Consider the following 17,612-nt stretch of genomic DNA (forward strand, 5'->3'; position numbering starts at 1 on the left):
CGCATCAGGGAAACCCCTGGTTGAGACCCTGAGCCGGCCGACGACCCGTCGACGAGATGCCCCAGGGCTCAGCGCACCGACTTCCGCTCGTAGAGCGCCATCGACCAGGCGTACCCGGCGACCGTGATCACGACGCACCACCCGACGGCGAGCACCGCGTTCCAGCCGAGCGGGGTGCCGAGCAGCAGAGCCCGCAGGGTCTCGATGAACGCCGTGAAGGGCTGGTACTGCGCGAACCACTGCAACCCCGCCGGCATCGACTCGGTCGGGACGAAGCCGCTGCCGAGGAACGGCAGCAGCATGAACACCAACGGCAGGTTGCTCGCCGTCTCGACCGACTTCGCCTGCATCCCCATCGCGACCGCGAGCCAGGTGATCGCGAACGCGATGAGCGCGATGATGCCGAAGGCGGCGACCCACTCGCTCGGTGCCGCGGTCGGCCGGAACCCGACCAGCAGGCCGACGCCGAGCACGAGCAGGACGGCGATGATCGCCTGCGCGGTGTTGCCGAGCACGTGCCCGGCGAGCACTGCCGCCCGCGAGATCGCCATCGTGCGGAAGCGCGCGGTGATGCCCTCGGTCATGTCCATCGAGACCGTCGTCGAGGTGCCGCCGGCGGTGCCCGCGATGGTGATCAGCAAGATGCCCGGCATGACGTACGCGACGTACGCGTCCCGCCCGCTGGCCGGGTCCACACCCGGCAGGCCGGCCCCGAGCGTGCCACCGAACACGAAGACGAACAGCAGGAGGAACACCACCGGTCCCATGATCGTGAACACGGACAGGCCGGGGTAGCGCACCATGTGCAGCAGGTTGCGTCGCAGCATCGTGATCGCGTCGGCGACAACGTGCGACCGGTGAACGGCGCCCGCCGTGGGGCGCTGGGCGGTGTCGATGGTCATGACTGGGTTCCCGTCGCGTCGTGGCGCCCGGTGAGCGCGAAGAACACGTCATCGAGATCCGGGGTGTGGATGCTGAGGTCGTCGACCTCGAGATGGGCCGCATCGAGGCGGTCCAGCACGGTGCGCAGCGCGCCGACCCCGGCGCCGCTCGGCACGGTGAGCGCCAGCCCGACGTCGTCGCGCGTGGACCCGTCGAGCAGTCGGGCGGCGGCGTCGAGCGCCACCGCGTCCGCGAACAGGAGCCGGATGTGCCCGCCGGGCACCAGACGCTTGAGCTCGTCCGGCGTGCCGGCGGCGACGATGCGACCGCCGTCGAGCACCGCGATGCGGTCCGCGAGCTCGTCCGCCTCCTCGAGGTTCTGGGTGGTGAGCAGCACGGTCGTCCCGTCCGTGACGAGGTCGCGGACGATGCCCCACATCGTGTGGCGGCTGCGCGGGTCCAGGCCGGTGGTGGGCTCGTCGAGGAAGATCACGCTCGGCGGCGCCACGAGGGTCATCGCGAGGTCGAGCCGGCGCTGCATCCCGCCGGAGTAGGTGGCGAGCGGCTTGCGCGCGGCCTCGACGAGGTCGAACTGCTCGAGCAGCTCGGCCACCCGCATCGTCGAGCGCTTCGCGCCGAGGTGACGCAACCGGGCCATCAGCACGAGGTTCTCCTCGCCCGTCAGCAGCCTGTCGACCGCAGAGAACTGGCCGGTCAGGCCGATCACCGCGCGCACGCCGTCCGGATCGCGAACGACGTCACAGCCGTTCACGGACGCCGTGCCGCCGTCGGGCCGCAGGAGCGTGGACAGGATGTTCACGGTCGTCGTCTTGCCGGCGCCGTTCGGGCCGAGCAGCGCGGTGACGGTACCCGCGTCCACCGTGAGATCGACGTCGTCGAGCACGACCTGGCTGCCGTAGGACTTCCGCAGCCCGTGGACCTCGATCGCGGGGGTGGTCATGGCCGGGCTCATCGGGCCCGCCGAATGGTGATGTCGCTGTGCTGGGCGCGCGCATGGACGGCGACGGTCTGCTCGGACTCGCTCGGAGGGCGTTCGCCGTCGAGCTGGTTGCGCACATGCCCGTCCCGGGAGGACAGGTCGAGCCAGGCCGCGACGCCAGGCCGCACGCCGATGGTGACCTGGCCAAAGCCGCTCGAGACCTGGATGGAACCGCTCGAGACCTCGCGCAGCAGGATCGCCCCATACGCGGTCTTCGCCGAGACCGAGGCGAGCGCCGTCGTGATCTCCAGGTCGCCGTAGGACAGCTTCGCGTCGAGGTCGCCGCCGGACTCCCCGACCAGGATCGAGCCGTGCGACGCCTTGAGGATCGCGTCGCCGGCGACCGTACCGACGCGGATCTGACCGTGGTCGGCCGTGATCTCGATCCCGCCCTCGGCAGTGCCCACCGTCGCGTTGCCGTGCCCGGCGCGCAGCCACAGGTCGCCGGTCGCCTCGACGTCCACCGGTCCCATCGAGCTCTTGATGCGGGTGGCGCCGAGGCGCCCGACGGTGCGCACGCCACCGACCGAGATCTCCGCGGTGAACCGGGAACCCGTCGGCAGCTCGACCACCACGTCGACCGACTCGGTCGGGCCGATCCAGCTCATGCGGGGCCGCGGGCTCGTGATGGTGACCCGCTGGCCGTCGAAGTCGACCTTGGTCTCCTCCGCGCCTCGGCGGTCGACCGCTTTCGCCGGATTGGTGGGCGACACCGTCACGACGGTGTCGGCGCGGTCGCCGGCGACGACGTCGATCGCGCCGACCGGCAGGTTGATGGCGAGGTCGATGGGCGTGGGGGTGGGGTAGCTGGGCATGCTGACGCCTTCCCTTCTCTGGATCGATGGGCGTGCTCGTCCCGCCCCGCGGGTCCGCGTGGCTGGTGGAGGTGCTGGGCTGCGCGGGGTTAGCGAGCCCAGCCCGCGAAGTTGTCGCCGGTGCGCAGCGTGCGCTGTGCAGATCGTCGTTGCTTGGGCTGGAGCGCGGCCGCGACCGCGCGGACCAACCAGGTGTTGACGGACAGGCCATCAGCGGCCGCTGCCTCGTCCACCCGAGCCTTGAGGGCGTCCGGCAGCCGGAGCGTCGTGCGCGAGGTGCTCGCGTCGTCGAGGTCGACGGACGCGGCGGGCCGCTCGTCGGTGTCGGGCTCGGCGTTCGGCTGGGCGACGACGAACTCGATCTCGCGTCCGCGCAGCCGCAGGTCGACGGAGCCGGGCGCGAGGTCACGCGTGATCTCGCCGACGGCGGCCGACAGCACGTCGAGCAGGACGAGCCGCACTGCGGCGTCGAGCCCGGCGGCGAGGCGCTCCGCGACCGCGCGGGTGTCCTGCGACCCGTTCTCCGCCGCACTCACCAGCTGACCCTGCAGGTCGCTCACGTACTGTCCGAGTTCCATGTCACCACCATGACACCACGATGGTGTCTCGTCAAGCCAAAGTGGTGTCAGACGCCGTCGGGCAGGGTAGGGCAGGGCTCCCCCGGTGCCAGCGACCTGCGGGGCGGGGTGTCTGCCACACTCGTCGACCATGAGCACCGATCCGCCCCAGCTCATCGTCGCTGACGCCGCCGCGTGGCGGTCGTGGCTCGAGGAGCATCACGACGACCCGGTGGGCGTCTGGTTGATCCTCGCCAAGAAGGGCACCACCGAGCCGACCAGCCTCACGTACGACCAGGCCCTCGACGAGTCGCTCTGCTTCGGCTGGATCGACGGCCATGTCCGACGGCGGGACGAGTCGACCTACCAGCAGCGCTTCACCCCCCGTCGGACACGCAGCACCTGGTCGCAGCGCAACGTGGGAATCGTCGAGCGGCTGACGACCGAGGGCCGGATGCAGGCTGCGGGCCTCGCCGAGGTGGCGCGGGCGCAGGCCGACGGTCGATGGGAGGCCGCCTACGCGGGCCAGGCCACCATCGAGGTGCCGCCCGACCTGGCCGCGGCATTGGCGGCCGACTCCGCAGCGCAGGCCATGTTCGACGTCCTCACCGGCCAGAACCGCTACGCCGTGCTGTACCGCATCAGCGCCGCCAAGCGCGCCGACACCCGCGCGCGCCGCATCGAGCAGTTCGTCGTGATGCTCGCTGCTGGCCAGACGCCGTACCCGCAGAAGCGCACGCGAGACGGCTGAGCACGCCGACCGTCAGACGATCGAGCCGGCCGCCACCGCCCGCGCCGCGAACGACGCCTTGATCTCGAGGTGGCGCAGCAGGAAGGCCCGCTCGTCGAGCTTCTTGCGCCGCAGCCAACCGGTCACCTCCGCGTTGCACTTGCTGGCGTTGCAGGAGCCGCACGCGGGCGCGATGTTGTCGAGCGTGTAGCGACCGCCCCGGGAGAGCGCGAGCACGCAGTCACGCTGCAGCGGCTTGTCCATCGCCCCGCAGTACGCGCACCCGCCCCACGCGGTCTTGAGCTCGGCCCACTGGTCGTCCGTCAGGTCGTGCTCGACGGCGTCCATGCGACGCTTGCGCTTGCGCACGGCCCGCGCTCTGCGACTTCGGTTGACCGCCACCGGCTCAGCCTAGGCACCAGCGCACCCCGCCGGACCTGAGGATCGCCGTCGGCGGTTCACCCCTAGCTCTCGAACGGAGCAACGAATGTTCAGCATCATGGTGCGGTTCGACCTGCCCGACGACGCCGCAGCGGCCAGCTTCGACGCCCTGACGGCAGACGTGGTGCCCGGCATCCGCGCGAACGAACCGGGCACCCTCGTCTATCTGACCCACCGGGTGGACGACGCACCGCTGTCGCGCGCCTTCTACGAGATCTACCGCGATCGAGCAGCGCACGCCGCGCACGAGGCGCGCCCCGAGGTCGCCGCCTTCCTGCGGGCAGTCTCCCGGCTCGTCGTCGCGACGCGCGTCGAGTACCTCATTCCCGATCTGACCGAAGCCGCCTGGCCGCCTCGCTGACGCCGGTCGGACCTGCGAGGGTGGCGCCGACGGCGAGCAGCACCGCGGCGCCCAGCGCGCACGCGACGAAGGCGACGTTCGCGCTCCACGCCTCGATGAGGAGCCCTCCCGCGGCGCTGCCCGCGGCTGCGCCGACGTTGTGGGAGGTGTTCACCCAGGTGGTCGACTCGGTCTGGCGGGCCGTGCCGCCGAACCCGTTCGCGGCGAAGTACGCCACGATCATGACCGGCGACAAGAACAGACCCATGACCGTCACCACGATCGCGAGGGTGATCGTCGAAGCGGCAAGCCCGACCAGGGCCGAGGCGACCACGAGGAGCCCGGTGAGCACGAGAAGCTGACGCTGCCAGGACGCCGTCAGGCGCAGCGCCCCGTAGGTCAGCCCCCCGATGGCGCTCCCGGCACCGAAGAGGGCCAGCACGATCCCGACGGTCGCCGTGCTGCCGACCGTTCCCACCAGGGCGGGCACGGCGACGTAGACGTTGCCCACGACCAGTCCTGTGGCGAGGACCGGGAGCAGGAGCGCGACGAACCGCCGGTCAGACAGCAGCCCGGTGGTCGATCGCTCCGCAGGGAGGTCCGACGAGCCCGAGGCCGCCTCGCCCATCCCCGGCGCGGACACCATCAGGGCCGTCCCGGCCACGATCAGGACCGCCGGCAGGACCAGCGCCGCGCTCGGGCTCACGCTGATCAGGAGGAAGCCGGACAGCGCCGGCCCGGCGAGGTAGAGCAGCTCCTCGAGCACGGCATCCAGGCTCAGCGCCTTGCGCAGCAGCGCCGGGGACGGGGTCAACGAGGCCCACACCACCCGCATCGTCGGGCCCAGCGGCGGCGCGAGCGCACCCGCGAGCCCCGCCATGCTCACGCACCAGAGGGTCGACGCCCCCCGGCTCGTGACCAGCGCGAGCGCGAGCAGGCTGAGTCCGAAGAGCACCGCGAAAGCCAGCAGCACCCGCCGTCGGCCGAATCGGTCCAGGACGCGGGCCCTGGCCGGTGCGAGGAACCCGGCGGTCGCGCCGTACGCACCGGCGGCCGCGCCCGCGGCGGAGAACGACCCGGTCGCGCCCTCGACGGCGAGCAACAGAGGCAGTCCGACGAGCGGGTAGGCGAACCTCCCCACCATGGCGCTCGCGAAGACGACGGGGACCCGGGGCAGCGTGAGGACTCCCGCGTAGGTCGCGGGCAGCGCAGTGTCAGACATAGGAATGCTCCAGAGATGGGGCGCGCTCAGGCGCGCGGTGAGTGAGGGCTTCGGCGCTGGACGGGGCCAGCGCGGCCTTCAGTCACACATCTGGAGCATGGCGCGAGGGTAGCAGGGCACCTGCGTGATAGTCCTGACCCGTGACCTTCCGCGCCGTCATCGCTTGGAGGGTCCGGGCGTCGACTCGGCGCTGCCCACCGTGCTCGAGCTCCGGCGGCGAGGCGTTCGGGTCGCCGTGCTCACCGACATCCACTTCGACGTGCGGCCCGCATTCGCCGCGGCCGGCTTCGCCGACACGGTCGAGGCGTTCATCCTGTCCTTCGAGCAAGGCATCCAGAAGCCGGACCCGCGGATGTTCCACCGGACCTTGGCCGCCCTCGGCGTCGGGCCTGACGACGCCCTCATGGTCGGCGACCGGTCCGGCCCCGACGGTGCGGCGGTCGAGGCCGGCATCACCACGCTGCTCCTCCCCCGCTGACCGACGTCCGTCAGCGCCGGCTGCATCGCGTGCTCGCACTGTGCAAAACCGGCGTCAATTGAGGATCGACACATGGGTTCTCCGCGGGTGTCGAAGATCGCCGTCGTCTCCGGTGCGACGCAGGGCCGTGCCTGACCCCTAGGACCAGAGCACGCCCGCGAGCGCCAGGCCGACCCACGCCGCGGCGAGTCCCGCGAGGAGGCTGACCACGATGTTGGCGAACCCGTAGAGCACTGACCCGCCCTCTGCGAGCCGCACCGTCTCGTAGCCGAAGGTGCTGTAGGTGGTCAGGGCCCCGCAGAACCCGGTGCCGCAGGCCGCCACGACCGCGGGCGAGACCCCGCCGGCGGTCGCGCCACCGAGGAGGAACCCGAGCAGCAGGGAGCCGACGACGTTGACCGTGAGCGTGCCCCAGGGAAAGACCGAGTCGTGCCGGGCCTGGACCGTGCGGTCGGTGTAGTACCGCAGGGGCGCGCCGACCGCCGCGCCGAGCGCGACGAGCAGGACCGTCATACGTCCGGTTCCTGCGTGCGTCGCCCGACGTACTTCACGACCTCCACGGGATCGAGGATGGCCATCCCCGCCTGGATGAGCTCGTCGAGCTGCGGCAGAAACGCACGAATCCGGTCCTCGGTGTCCACGATCACGACGCTCACCGGCAGGTGCTCGCTCACGCTGAGCAGGCGGGTGGTGTGGATGTGGTGGGAGGCACCGAAGCCTTCGAACCCGCGGAAGGCCGCCGCACCGGCCAGGCCGGCGGCGTGGGCACGGTGGATGATCTCGCTGTACAGCGGCCGGTGGTGCCACTGGTCGGCCTCGCCGATGTAGATCGTCAACCGCAGCACCGAGTCCTGAGCCTTCATGGTCGTCTTCCTCTTCGCGTTCGGGCGAGCAGACGGGTGGCAACGATGCCGAGCTGGACCGCGACCAGGGCCGCGCCCAGTGTGCCGAACAGATACAACAGCGCCACTGTGACGTGGCCGCCGGCGAGGAGCTGCTGCACCTCGACGGTGTAGGTGGAGAACGTCGTGAAACCACCCAGGATCCCGACGCCGAGGAAGGGCCGGGCCAGGGGGTGGGGTCGGCCGGCGATCTCGGTCAGGACCACCATGAGCGCGCCGATCAAGAAGCAGCCCGTCACGTTGATCACGACGGTCGCCCAGGGGAAGCCGGCCGGCGGGTGCGGCCAGGCGGTGCTCACCCCGTACCTCGCGAGGGCGCCGAGCGCGCCGCCGAGGGCGATGGTCGCGGTGACGCCCCAGACCTGGGTGCGCGACGAGCGGCGATCACTCATGCGCGCGTGCCCTGGTCCGGTGCCGAGGTGGCGGTCGTCGTCGCGGTCGCGGTGATCAGGCGCGCGGCCAGGGCGGCCGCGAGCATCCAGGCGGCCGCGTAGCCGAAGGCCACCGACGGGGTGAACGCGGCCCACAGGAGCCCCACGACCAGGGAGGCCGCGAGCGCACCCAGGGACTGGACCAGGCCGAGCACGCCGTACCCGTTGCCGCGCAGGCGGTCGGGAAGCATCAGCGCCACGACGGTGGACTCGGCGGTCTCGGCGAACCCGATGCCGATCCCGGCGCAAACGAACCCGAGCAGCAGCACCGGCCAGGAGTGCTGCTCGACCGCGAAGATGCCGTAGCCCACGACGTACGCGGCGCACCCCGCCGCAAAGACCATTCTCGGGTTGAGTCGGTCCGCGAGGTGTCCCCCGGCGATGGCCGCGAGCGCGGCCGCCCCGTTGTGCGCCGCATAGAGCAAGATCGCGACTGTGGTGGCCTCCCCCACACTGCGCCCGCCCACGTGGAGCAGGTCGGTGGCGCGCAGGATCAGCAGCGTCGTGGCGAGGTTGCCCACCTCGAACAGGGCCACCGGGGCGAACGCGCGCACCATCCCGGCCTCGCGCAGCTCGCGCAGGTTGAACGACAGGGTGCGTCGACCTTCGACAGGCAGCACCGTGCGGCGGGCCTCGCGCGCAGCGACGGTGATCGCCGCGGCGGCGAAGAGCCCGGGGATGAACGCCAGCAGCATCGTGTTGCGGATCCCCACGACACCCACGAGTGCGGCGGCGAGCAACGGTCCGACGATCGCACCGGCGTTGTCGCCGGCCCGCTCGACGCCCGATGCGCGCCCGTACGCGGCCCGGGGAACCAGGGACATCAGGAGGGTGTCCCTCGCCGGGGAGCGGATCCCGCGCGACATCCACGCGAGCGCCCGGAGCACGGCGACCTGACCCACCGAGGTCGCCAGCCCGATCGCGCCCGTCGCGAACGCCGTCACCAGGTACCCGCCCGACGCAAGGCGGGCCCGACGGGTCGGGTCGTTCGACAGCGGCCCGCCGGCCAGCTTGCTCAGCCCGATGAGACCGTTCGAGACGCCCTCGATCGCGCCGAGGACCCCGGGTCCGGTGTGGAGGGTGGCGCTGAGGAAGCTCGGGAGCACGCTGGTCGTGATCTCGTGGCCGGCATCGCTGAAGAACGACGCCGCCCCGATGCTGCCGACCCCCCGCGTGAACCACTTCTGCTTCGCCGCAGTGGGTTCGCTCACGACGCCGGCGCCTCCTCAGGCAGGTCTGCACGGCGGTTTCGAGGGTTGAGCCCCTCCACCGTGACAACGAAACTCTAGCCAGCGCGGAGGAGGCCTTCCCGCCCAAGGTCCCCTCCGCCCGGTCCGGCCCCCGACCCAGGTGTGCTGGACTGTCACCATGCCTCCGTTGCGTTCGCGAACAGTCACCCACGGCCGGAACATGGCCGGGGCCCGCGCGTTGCTCCTGGCGAGCGGGGTGGATCGAGCCGACATCGGCCGCAAGCCGATCATCGCGGTCGCGAACAGCTTCACCGAGTTCGTCCCCGGCCACACCCACCTGCAGCCCGTCGGGCGGATCGTCTCGGCGGCAATCAAGGCCGCCGGCGGCATCCCCCGCGAGTTCAACACCATCGCCGTCGACGACGGGATCGCGATGGGGCACGGCGGGATGCTGTACTCCCTGCCCTCGCGCGACCTGATCGCCGACTCGGTCGAGTACATGGTCCAGGCCCACTGCGCCGACGCGCTCATCTGCATCTCCAACTGCGACAAGATCACGCCCGGGATGCTGATGGCCGCGCTGCGGCTGAACATCCCGACGGTATTCGTCTCCGGTGGCCCGATGGAGGGCGGCACGGCCACCCTGTCGGACGGCACCGTCCGGCACGGCCTCAACCTCGTGACCGCGATCTCCGACGCCGTCTCGGGCGAGGTGTCCGACGCCGACATCGACGTCATCGAGGCCGCGGCCTGCCCGACCTGCGGGTCGTGCTCCGGGATGTTCACCGCCAACTCCATGAACTGCCTCGTCGAGGCCCTCGGCCTCGCCCTGCCGGGCAACGGCTCCACGCTCGCGACCCACACCGCCCGGCGCGACCTGTACGAGGCGGCCGGGCGCACGATCGTGGAGATCACGAACCGCTTCTACAACGGCGACGACGCGTCCGTCCTGCCGCGCGCCATCGCCACCCACGACGCGTTCGACAACGCGATGTCCCTGGACATCGCCATGGGCGGCTCCACCAACACGGTGCTGCACCTGCTCGCCGCGGCCCGCGAGGCCGAGCTCGACTACACGCTGCGCGACATCGAGGCGCGCTCGCGCGTCGTGCCCTGCATCTGCAAGGTCGCGCCCTCCAGCAGCTACCTCATGGAGGACGTCCACCGGGCCGGCGGGGTGCCGGCCATCCTGGGCGAGCTGCACCGCACGGGCCTGCTGCGCGAGGACGTCCACACCGTGCACGCCCCGTCCCTCGACACCTGGCTGGACGCCTGGGACATCCGCGGAAAGTCGCCGTCGGCCACCGCCGTGGAGCTCTTCCACGCCGCGCCGGGCCGGGTGCGCTCGGCCGAGGCCTCCTCGCAGTCCGAGCGGTGGGCGACCCTCGACGTCGACGCCGAGGCCGGCTGCATCCGCGACGTCGCCCACGCCTACACGGTCGACGGCGGTCTGGCCGTGCTGTGGGGCAACCTCGCCGAGGACGGCAGCATCGTCAAGACGGCCGGCGTCGACGAGTCGATCCTCACGTTCACCGGTCCCGCCCTCGTCGTCGAGTCCCAGGAGGACGCCGTCGACGCGATCCTGAGCGGCACGGTCAAGCCGGGCGACGTCGTCGTCGTGCGCTACGAGGGTCCCCGCGGCGGGCCCGGGATGCAGGAGATGCTGTACCCGACCACGTATCTCAAGGCCCGGGGCCTGGGCGCCGTGTGCGCCCTGATCACCGACGGCCGGTTCTCCGGCGGCACCTCCGGGCTCTCGATCGGACACGTCTCCCCCGAGGCCGCGGCCGGCGGCGCGATCGCGCTCGTCGAGAACGGCGACACGATCGCCATCGACATCCCGCACCGCTCGATCCACCTCGACGTGCCCGACGAGGTCCTGGCCGCCCGGCGCGCGGACCTCGAGGCGGCCGGCGGATACCGGCCGAAGGACCGCGACCGCGTCGTGTCCGCCGCGCTGCGGTTGTACGCCGCGATGGCCACGTCGGCCGACACCGGGGCCGTGCGCGACCTCAGCCTGCTGGAACGACAGGTTCCCGCGACGAGCTCGACCGGCGCCGCTCGGCACGCCCTGCGACCGTAGGCGGGACGCCGCTCCACCCGACCCCACGCGCCGCTCGCCGCGGGCTCGACCGCGCGAACCCGGCGCAATCCTCACGACTGCTCTCCCGCGGCCGATCGGGTCGGAGTCAGGGGAATCGGACCAGGGGGCTGCCATGGATGGCATCGACGACGTCGTCGGCGTACTGCTGGGCTGTGTCCTGCGCCCGGCCGCGGGCGTGAGCTCCGCGCACGCGCGGCACCTCCCCCACCCCCGCCTTGGCAGCGACCGAGCCCACGTCCTGCAAGCCCGGCCGACGATGCCGCCCGCGCCCTTGAGTCCGCCGTGCCCCTCCCCCCAGAACCGCGAGGACCTGCCATGACCGACGACCTGCGCTCCGCGACCGCTATCGACTCGTACGTACGCCCGCGCGGCGTCATCGCCTGGATCGTCGACCAGTCCGTCCGGGCCAAGATCCTGTGCCTGATCGCCGTGCTTGCCGTCGCCGCCGTCGGCACCGGCGTCCTCGCGGTCGGGTCGCTGCGCGCCGTCGTGACGAGCACCGACGAGGTGGTGGCCCTCCAGAACGACGTGTCCATGAACCTCGGGCTGATCCAGCAGGACCAGCTCACGGCACGGATGATCGTCGCCCAGCTCGCTGCGATCCAGTCGCACGCGACGCAGAACGCCTGGATGTCCAAGCAGACGAAGAACGACGCCGAGATGCAGGGCTACATCGACGCCTTCGCGGCGACCGAGGGAGCGGCGCTGCCGAGCTGGGCACCGTTCCTGGCGGGCTATGAGGCGTGGATCAGCGCTCGGGACGCGCAACTGGTCCCGGCGGCGCTCGCCGACGCGTCGAGCGGCTACGAGTCGCTGCTCGACAGCGTGAGCCAACCGCTGATCAACGAGTACGTCGACTACCTGGACTCCCTGCAGGTGGAGATCACGGACCTGTCCACCGCCGTCGTGACCGACGCGCACACCAGCTCCACGGCGACGATCTGGGTCCTCGTGGTGGTGCTCGGCGTCGCCCTCGTGGTGGTGGTCACGCTCGGCCTGCTCATCGCGCAGGCGCTCCGGCGCCGGCTCAAGGCCGTCACGGCCTCGCTCGAGGGGCTGGCGAGCGGGGATCTGACCGTGCCCGCCGACGTGCACGGAACCGACGAGATCGGGCAGATGGCGCACGCGCTCGAGGTCGCGCAGCGTTCCCTGCGGGTGGCGTTCGCGGGAGTCGGGGAGACCGCGGGAACCGTGGCCTCGGCTGCCGAAGAGCTCTCCGCTGCGAACGCCCAGATGGCCGCAGGCTCGGAGGAGACGAGCGCGCAGGCGGGAGTCGTGGCTGCCGCGGCGGAGCAGGTGAGCCGGAACGTCCAGACCGTGGCCACCGGTGCCGAGCAGATGGGCGCGTCGATCCGCGAGATCGCCCAGAACGCGAACGAGGCAGCCAAGGTCGCCAGCCGCGCGACCGGCGTCGCGTCGTCGACTAGTGACCTGGTCGCCAAGCTCGGCGTCTCGTCGGCGGAGATCGGCACGGTCGTCAAGGCGATCACGAGCATCGCCGAGCAGACCAACCTCCTGGCGCTGAACGCCACGATCGAGGCGGCGCGCGCGGGCGAGGCCGGCAAGGGGTTCGCCGTCGTGGCGGGCGAGGTGAAGGAGCTCGCACGGGAGACCGCGCGCGCGACCGACGAGATCACCAAGCGGGTCGCGGCCATCCAGGTGGACACCTCCGGCGCCGTCGCCGCGATCGAGGAGATCAGCTCGATCATCGCCTCGATCAACGCGTATCAGCTGGAGATCGCCTCGGCGGTCGAAGAGCAGACGGCCACGACGAACCAGATGTCGCGGTCGGTGACCGAGGCGGCCGCGGGCTCCGGCGAGATCGCGATGAACATCACCGGGGTCGCCCGCACAGCAGCGAGCTCGAGCGACGTGATGGGCCAGATGGGCGTCTCGGTCACGGAGCTGGCGCGCATGTCCGCCGACCTGCGCGAGCGGATCGCGGCCTTCACGTACTGAGGCCTCACCTCGCCCGACGCCAGGCGGGGCAGTCTTCAGCCGTCGTCGACACCCTTGGCACAGAGTCGACCGGATTGCCACACCCGGTGGATGTGATCCACGCCGCCGCAGCTTCGCGTTGACTGGACTGGTTCATGGCTGCGGACGTCATCGAGGGAGATCGTCATGAGTGAGCCGTTGTCGTTGTGGAACCAGGGGGCGACGAGGGAGGCGGTGCTCGCCTTCGTCGAGCGGGCCACCGACCCACACACCGGGCTGGCGCCAGCGGACCGGGTCGCGGTGTTCGACAACGACGGCACGCTGTGGTGCGAGAAGCCGATGCCGATCCAGCTCGACTTCATCCTGCGGCGGCTGACTGCGATGGTGCAGGAGAACCCGGCCCTGGCGCTCGAGCAGCCGTGGAAGGCGGTCGCTGAGCGCGACTATGCCTGGTTCGGCACGGTGCTCGCACAGCACTACGCCGGTGACGACTCGCAGTTGCCGGCGCTGGCCGGCGGCATCTTGGGAGCCTTCGCCGACATCAGCGTGGACGACTTCGCCGAGGAGGCCGGCTCGTTCCTGCGCAGCGCCGCACACCCGACGCTCGGGCGGGGCTACCTCGAGTGCGCCTACGCCCCGATGGTGCAGCTGCTCGGGTACCTCGAGGCGAACGGCTTTACCACCTACATCGTCTCTGGCGGTGGACGCGACTTCATGCGGCCGATCAGCGCCGAGGTGTATGGCGTGCCCAGCGAGCGGGTCGTCGGCAGCGCCCCCGCCCTGGCCTACGTGCCCGACGAGCACGGCGGCACGATCGTGCGCAAGGCGGCGCCCGACTACCTCGACGACGGACCGGAGAAGCCGGTGCGCATCTGGAACCGGGTCGGCCGGCGCCCCGTGCTCGCCGGCGGGAACTCCAACGGCGACATCGAGATGCTCGACTGGACCCGGCACCCCACCACGCCGACCCTGAGGCTGCTCGTGCTGCACGACGACGCCGAGCGCGAGTTCGACTACGTCTCCGGGTCGGAGAAGGCACTCGAACTGGCTGCCCAGAACGACTGGACCGTCGTCAGCGTCAAGAACGACTGGGCCACCGTCTTCTGACCAGATGACGGTCAGGCGGCCACCAAGAACCATCGCGCCGAAATTGCGCTGCTTGCTCGGATGGTCGGTGACCGTCATGACCAAAGGGAGGTCGCCTTGGTTGCCGCGATTCGCAGCTGCGCGGCATCGATGGTCGTGCTTGTCTCGCTGATCTGGCGGTCAGGCCACGCGCACACGACACGAAGCGGTCCACCCGGTGGCAGAGGCCACAGCCTTTCTCGCGCTGGCACGTTCAGCGATCGGGCGGCGGCGGGGGCACCTCCCGATTGGCCACCGCCTCGATCCAGTCGATGCCCGCGTCGGAGAGGTGGAAACCGGTCGGCCCCTTCGTGAGGCCCCACCACCCGTCAGTGGGCACCGAACCGTTCACTCGTGCGATGTCTTCGAGGACCGTCACGCTCAAGGCGTCCCCATTGTTGGCGATGAGCCAGTCACGGGAATCCCGTTCGAGGAGAGGCCACAACACTTCAAGGTCCATGGATCCCAGACTGCTTGAGGCCGTCGCCTGGCGCAACGACGTGTGTTGCCCCATCGGCGCGAACGTAGGGAGCAGGAGATCCGCGTGCACCGCGTTCGGCGGTCACAAGACGACCTGAGCATCGGCCCGCAGTTGGACGGACAGAGTCGGTCACTGGACCGATCTGAATCTCCTCCGATTCGGTTGGATCTGTGTTCGACTCCTCGTAGAAGGCGACCGCCTTCCCGTCTCATCGGAGCGACGTGAAGCGTCGATCAGCCACTGCAGTCGTTGCGCTCACCCTGGTCGTGGCCGCAGCTGGAACAGCCAGCTACCGGTATGCCTACGGCACGTGGTGGCAGACGCCGCAGCGCATCAGCTATTGCGACCGCACCTACCTCCGCGGCACCGCAGTGCGCAGCGGGGCTGAGATCCGCCAGATCGAGAGCACAACGACCCTGAACGGCGATGCGCCCTACATGCTGGAAGTGGTCGGCAAAGTCCCCCCGGTTATCGGCCAACCCCTCCTGGCTGTCGTCCCCCCGGACGCGAAACGCGCCAATCCTGCTCTGCCGTGCTCGATGGGCATCTACCTGAAAAACGGCCCGGACTCGTACCTCGCCTACGGGCTCAGCGGCGGTCCCTGAACGCGCTGACTCACACAGAGCGGCTCGGGTGGGAGCTTCCAGGAGGGCCGTCCTCGTCGAGGGGCTCGATCGACAGCAACCATTGCGCTGCCTGAATCGCATCCCTCCGCGGAGATGCCGGGCGTGAGCGCGCTGGGGTGGACCTTGACGCAGTGAAGTGGGTTGGCGCGGCGCGGATCGCCTCGGACCGGCTCATGTCGTTCTTGGCCGCAGCAGGGCGCGCGGGTACGACTTCGTATCATCTCTACTGACTCCCGGCGGGCCCGATCGTGCACCCGCTCGCCGCCGCCGGGATGACCGCCGACGACGCGACGGGACACCCGCGACGAACGACCCAGGAGCAGCGATGACCGAGTCCCACCACTTCCTCAGCGTCCTCACCGGCGTGTTCGCGTCCCCGGTCGACGAGAACCCGACCGGAGTGATGGTCGAGGCCGCCTACCGCCACCACGGCCTGACCGCCCGCTACGTGAACTGCGACGTGTCCGGCGAGAACCTCGAGGCGGCCGTCCGCGGGGCGGTAGCCATGGGCTGGGTCGGATTCAACTGCTCGCTCCCGCACAAGGTCGCCGTGATCCCGCTCCTCGACGAGCTCGCCGAGTCCGCCGCGCTGATCGGTGCGGTCAACTGCGTGGTCATCGAGTCGGGGCGCCTGCGGGGCGAGAACACCGACGGGCAGGGGTTCCTCACGTCGCTGCGCACCGTCGCCGACCCGCGCGACCAGGTCGTGCTCGTCTTGGGCGCGGGCGGCGCGGCGCGCGCGATCGCGGTCGAACTCGCTCTCGCGGGCGCGCGCCGGATCGTGATCGCCAACCGGAGCCCGCAGCGTGCGGACGACCTCGCGCGCCATGTCCGCCAGAACACCCCGGCCGACGCCGTCGCCCTGGCCTGGGTAGGACCGCTGAGCGTCCCGGCCGAGGTCGGGATCGTCGTCAATGCCACCTCGATCGGCCTCTTCCCCGACGCCGACGCGCGGCCCGACCTCGACTACGCCAGCCTGCGCGCCAGGATGGTCGTCGCCGACGTGATCCCGAACCCACCGCGGACGGCATTCCTGGCCGCGGCCGAGGCGCGCGGCTGCCGCACTCTCGACGGGCTGGGGATGCTGGTCAACCAGGCCGTCATCGGCATCAGGCTCTGGACGGGTGTGGACGCCGATCCGCTGGTGATGCGTCGCGTGCTCGACGACCTGTTCGCCTAGGTGCGTCCCGGCGGGTGAACCCCTCGCGTACCCGGGCCGTCGCACCGCGCGCGCCGATCATGGCGGGTGGTCGCGGCAATCTAGGGTGAGGTCGCATGGACGTCCGATTCATCGCGAGCTTCACCGTCATCACGAGCCACCCCACCGAGGACCGCCGCCTCTTCCGCGACACCATCGGCCTACCGTTGCGCTCAGCCATCACCGCCGGGGAATCGCAGTACGTCTTCTTCGAAGGATTCGGCGGGGTGAAGCACTTCGGCGTCTGGCCCCTCAAGGAGGCCGCGGCGGCCTGCTTCGGCCAGTCCCAGTGGCCCGACTCCCATCCCGTCCCGCAGGCCTGCGTCGAGTTCGAGGTGGACGACGTCGAGGCTGCCGCGCAGGAGCTGGTGGCCAAGGGCTACACCCTCCTGCACCCGGCCAGAACCGAACCCTGGCACCAGATCATCGCCCGGCTCCAGACGCAGGACGGGATGCTCGTCGGGGTCTGCTTCACGCCGTGGCTCCACGACACCTAAAAGGGACCAGACGCGGGGCTAACCGGCGTCGACCTGGTCCGGGAACGGCACCGTGAGCAGCCGGGCGATGTGGGCCTGCAGCGTTCGCGCCATGTCGACCGAACCGCGGTCCAGCAGCCACTGCACCTGCAGCCCATCCATCACGGCGACGATGACGACAGCCGCGAGCTCGGGGTCGACCCCGTCGCGGAGCGCACCCTGCGCCCTGGTGGCCTCGAGCGCCTCGGCGAGCGAGGCCCGGGTCCGCGCGTAGCGGCGCACGAAGTAGGCATGGGCGGGGTGGTCGGGAGCGATCGCCTCGGTCGACAGCGCCGCGAAGAGCTCGACGATCCCCGGTACGTGCGCGTTGTGCTCCACCAGTTCGACGAGGGCCCGCAACCGGTCCAGACCCGTCTCCCGCAAGCTCGGAAACCGTGCGGAGTCGAGCTCGTCCCGCCGCTGGAGCACCGCCATGAGCAGCGCCTCCTTGTGGGCGAAGTGATGCAGGAGCCCCGGATGCGAGATCCCGCACCGGGCCGCGATCTCCCGGAGCGACGCCGACCGGTAGCCGACCTCGCCGAACAGCGTCATCGCCTCGTCGAGGATCTGCTGCCGCGTGGCCCGTCCCTTGGCGTACCCGCGCGGTGCACTGGTGGTCATCGGGCCTCCTCCGGAG

21 protein-coding genes are annotated in these 17,612 nt (G+C 70.9%); 9 read left to right on the forward strand and 12 right to left on the reverse strand.

The window, feature by feature from the left end; translation table 11 throughout:
- Window positions 1–68: 68 nt before the first annotated feature.
- From VTA80_RS01410 to VTA80_RS01425, 4 genes are all read right to left on the reverse strand, one after another.
- The gene (locus VTA80_RS01410; RefSeq protein WP_407343640.1) at window positions 69–902 is read right to left on the reverse strand and encodes an ABC transporter permease; all 834 of its coding nucleotides are present in this window, start codon (window positions 900–902) and stop codon (window positions 69–71) included.
- On the reverse strand, window positions 899–1,843 hold the full coding sequence (locus VTA80_RS01415; RefSeq protein ID WP_407343641.1) for an ATP-binding cassette domain-containing protein: 945 nt from the start codon (window positions 1,841–1,843) through the stop codon (window positions 899–901). The genes VTA80_RS01410 and VTA80_RS01415 overlap by 4 nt, the downstream gene beginning before the upstream one ends.
- A gap of 8 nt (window positions 1,844–1,851) precedes the next feature.
- On the reverse strand, window positions 1,852–2,697 hold the full coding sequence (locus VTA80_RS01420) for a DUF4097 family beta strand repeat-containing protein (RefSeq protein WP_407343642.1): 846 nt from the start codon (window positions 2,695–2,697) through the stop codon (window positions 1,852–1,854).
- Between the two features lie 89 nt (window positions 2,698–2,786).
- Window positions 2,787–3,275, reverse strand: a complete 489-nt coding sequence (locus tag VTA80_RS01425) for a histidine kinase (RefSeq protein WP_407343643.1) — start codon at window positions 3,273–3,275, stop codon at window positions 2,787–2,789.
- A gap of 130 nt (window positions 3,276–3,405) precedes the next feature.
- Here VTA80_RS01425 and VTA80_RS01430 point away from each other — a divergent pair, with 130 nt between their 5' ends.
- The gene (locus VTA80_RS01430) at window positions 3,406–4,005 is read left to right on the forward strand and encodes a YdeI/OmpD-associated family protein (RefSeq protein WP_407343644.1); all 600 of its coding nucleotides are present in this window, start codon (window positions 3,406–3,408) and stop codon (window positions 4,003–4,005) included.
- Window positions 4,006–4,017: 12 nt separating this feature from the next.
- Here the strand turns inward: VTA80_RS01430 and VTA80_RS01435 are convergent, their stop codons facing one another.
- Window positions 4,018–4,386 carry an HNH endonuclease gene (locus VTA80_RS01435; protein ID WP_407343645.1) on the reverse strand — a complete coding sequence of 123 codons (369 nt, stop codon included), beginning with the start codon at window positions 4,384–4,386 and terminating at the stop codon, window positions 4,018–4,020.
- Between the two features lie 85 nt (window positions 4,387–4,471).
- Here VTA80_RS01435 and VTA80_RS01440 point away from each other — a divergent pair, with 85 nt between their 5' ends.
- Window positions 4,472–4,786: an antibiotic biosynthesis monooxygenase gene (locus tag VTA80_RS01440; RefSeq protein WP_407343646.1), complete on the forward strand. Its 315-nt coding sequence runs from the start codon at window positions 4,472–4,474 to the stop codon at window positions 4,784–4,786.
- Here the strand turns inward: VTA80_RS01440 and VTA80_RS01445 are convergent.
- Window positions 4,746–5,987 (reverse strand): MFS transporter, encoded by a 1,242-nt coding sequence (locus VTA80_RS01445; protein WP_407343647.1) that lies wholly within the window; start codon window positions 5,985–5,987, stop codon window positions 4,746–4,748. The genes VTA80_RS01440 and VTA80_RS01445 overlap by 41 nt on opposite strands.
- 124 nt (window positions 5,988–6,111) lie before the next feature.
- Here VTA80_RS01445 and VTA80_RS01450 point away from each other — a divergent pair, with 124 nt between their 5' ends.
- Window positions 6,112–6,465, forward strand: coding sequence for an HAD family hydrolase (locus VTA80_RS01450; RefSeq protein ID WP_407343648.1), 354 nt, complete (start codon window positions 6,112–6,114; stop codon window positions 6,463–6,465).
- A 138-nt stretch (window positions 6,466–6,603) separates the two neighbouring features.
- Here the strand turns inward: VTA80_RS01450 and crcB (VTA80_RS01455) are convergent, their stop codons facing one another.
- Genes crcB (VTA80_RS01455) through VTA80_RS01470 form a run of 4 tightly spaced genes read right to left on the reverse strand, consistent with a single transcriptional unit; the run spans window position 6,604 to window position 9,009 of the window.
- Window positions 6,604–6,978, reverse strand: a complete 375-nt coding sequence (crcB, locus tag VTA80_RS01455; RefSeq protein WP_407343649.1) for a fluoride efflux transporter CrcB — start codon at window positions 6,976–6,978, stop codon at window positions 6,604–6,606.
- Window positions 6,975–7,328, reverse strand: coding sequence for a DUF190 domain-containing protein (locus VTA80_RS01460; RefSeq protein WP_407343650.1), 354 nt, complete (start codon window positions 7,326–7,328; stop codon window positions 6,975–6,977). The genes crcB (VTA80_RS01455) and VTA80_RS01460 overlap by 4 nt, the downstream gene beginning before the upstream one ends.
- Entirely contained in the window at window positions 7,325–7,759 is a 435-nt protein-coding gene (gene crcB, locus VTA80_RS01465; RefSeq protein WP_407343651.1) for a fluoride efflux transporter CrcB, read from the reverse strand. Before crcB (VTA80_RS01465) ends, VTA80_RS01460 begins: the two co-directional genes overlap by 4 nt.
- Window positions 7,756–9,009 (reverse strand): MFS transporter, encoded by a 1,254-nt coding sequence (locus VTA80_RS01470; protein ID WP_407343652.1) that lies wholly within the window; start codon window positions 9,007–9,009, stop codon window positions 7,756–7,758. The genes crcB (VTA80_RS01465) and VTA80_RS01470 overlap by 4 nt, the downstream gene beginning before the upstream one ends.
- Before the next feature lie 157 nt (window positions 9,010–9,166).
- On the opposite strand from VTA80_RS01470, the gene ilvD reads away from it, so the two are divergent.
- From ilvD to VTA80_RS01485, 3 genes are all read left to right on the forward strand, one after another.
- Window positions 9,167–11,071: a dihydroxy-acid dehydratase gene (ilvD, locus tag VTA80_RS01475; RefSeq protein ID WP_407343653.1), complete on the forward strand. Its 1,905-nt coding sequence runs from the start codon at window positions 9,167–9,169 to the stop codon at window positions 11,069–11,071.
- 336 nt (window positions 11,072–11,407) lie between these two features.
- Window positions 11,408–13,051 carry a methyl-accepting chemotaxis protein gene (locus VTA80_RS01480; protein WP_407343654.1) on the forward strand — a complete coding sequence of 548 codons (1,644 nt, stop codon included), beginning with the start codon at window positions 11,408–11,410 and terminating at the stop codon, window positions 13,049–13,051.
- A 165-nt stretch (window positions 13,052–13,216) separates the two neighbouring features.
- Window positions 13,217–14,137 carry an HAD family hydrolase gene (locus VTA80_RS01485; protein ID WP_407343655.1) on the forward strand — a complete coding sequence of 307 codons (921 nt, stop codon included), beginning with the start codon at window positions 13,217–13,219 and terminating at the stop codon, window positions 14,135–14,137.
- A 232-nt stretch (window positions 14,138–14,369) separates the two neighbouring features.
- Here VTA80_RS01485 and VTA80_RS01490 read toward each other — a convergent pair whose 3' ends face one another.
- Window positions 14,370–14,615, reverse strand: coding sequence for a hypothetical protein (locus VTA80_RS01490; RefSeq protein ID WP_407343656.1), 246 nt, complete (start codon window positions 14,613–14,615; stop codon window positions 14,370–14,372).
- 242 nt (window positions 14,616–14,857) lie between these two features.
- On the opposite strand from VTA80_RS01490, the gene VTA80_RS01495 reads away from it, so the two are divergent.
- The 3 genes from VTA80_RS01495 to VTA80_RS01505 all read left to right on the forward strand — a co-directional run bounded on the left by VTA80_RS01495 (window position 14,858) and on the right by VTA80_RS01505 (window position 16,957).
- Complete coding sequence (locus VTA80_RS01495) at window positions 14,858–15,241, forward strand: hypothetical protein (protein WP_407343657.1); 384 nt, start codon at window positions 14,858–14,860, stop codon at window positions 15,239–15,241.
- Between the two features lie 346 nt (window positions 15,242–15,587).
- A complete protein-coding gene (gene aroE, locus VTA80_RS01500) occupies window positions 15,588–16,442 on the forward strand; it encodes a shikimate dehydrogenase (RefSeq protein WP_407343658.1) in 855 nt (284 codons plus the stop codon).
- Window positions 16,443–16,537: 95 nt separating this feature from the next.
- A complete protein-coding gene (locus VTA80_RS01505; RefSeq protein ID WP_407343659.1) occupies window positions 16,538–16,957 on the forward strand; it encodes a VOC family protein in 420 nt (139 codons plus the stop codon).
- An 18-nt stretch (window positions 16,958–16,975) separates the two neighbouring features.
- Here the strand turns inward: VTA80_RS01505 and VTA80_RS01510 are convergent, their stop codons facing one another.
- The gene (locus tag VTA80_RS01510) at window positions 16,976–17,596 is read right to left on the reverse strand and encodes a TetR/AcrR family transcriptional regulator (RefSeq protein WP_407343660.1); all 621 of its coding nucleotides are present in this window, start codon (window positions 17,594–17,596) and stop codon (window positions 16,976–16,978) included.
- Between the last annotated feature and the right edge of the window lie 16 nt (window positions 17,597–17,612).

Source organism: Pengzhenrongella phosphoraccumulans (assembly GCF_045689905.1).
In the GTDB taxonomy this organism is placed as follows: domain Bacteria; phylum Actinomycetota; class Actinomycetes; order Actinomycetales; family Cellulomonadaceae; genus Pengzhenrongella; species Pengzhenrongella phosphoraccumulans.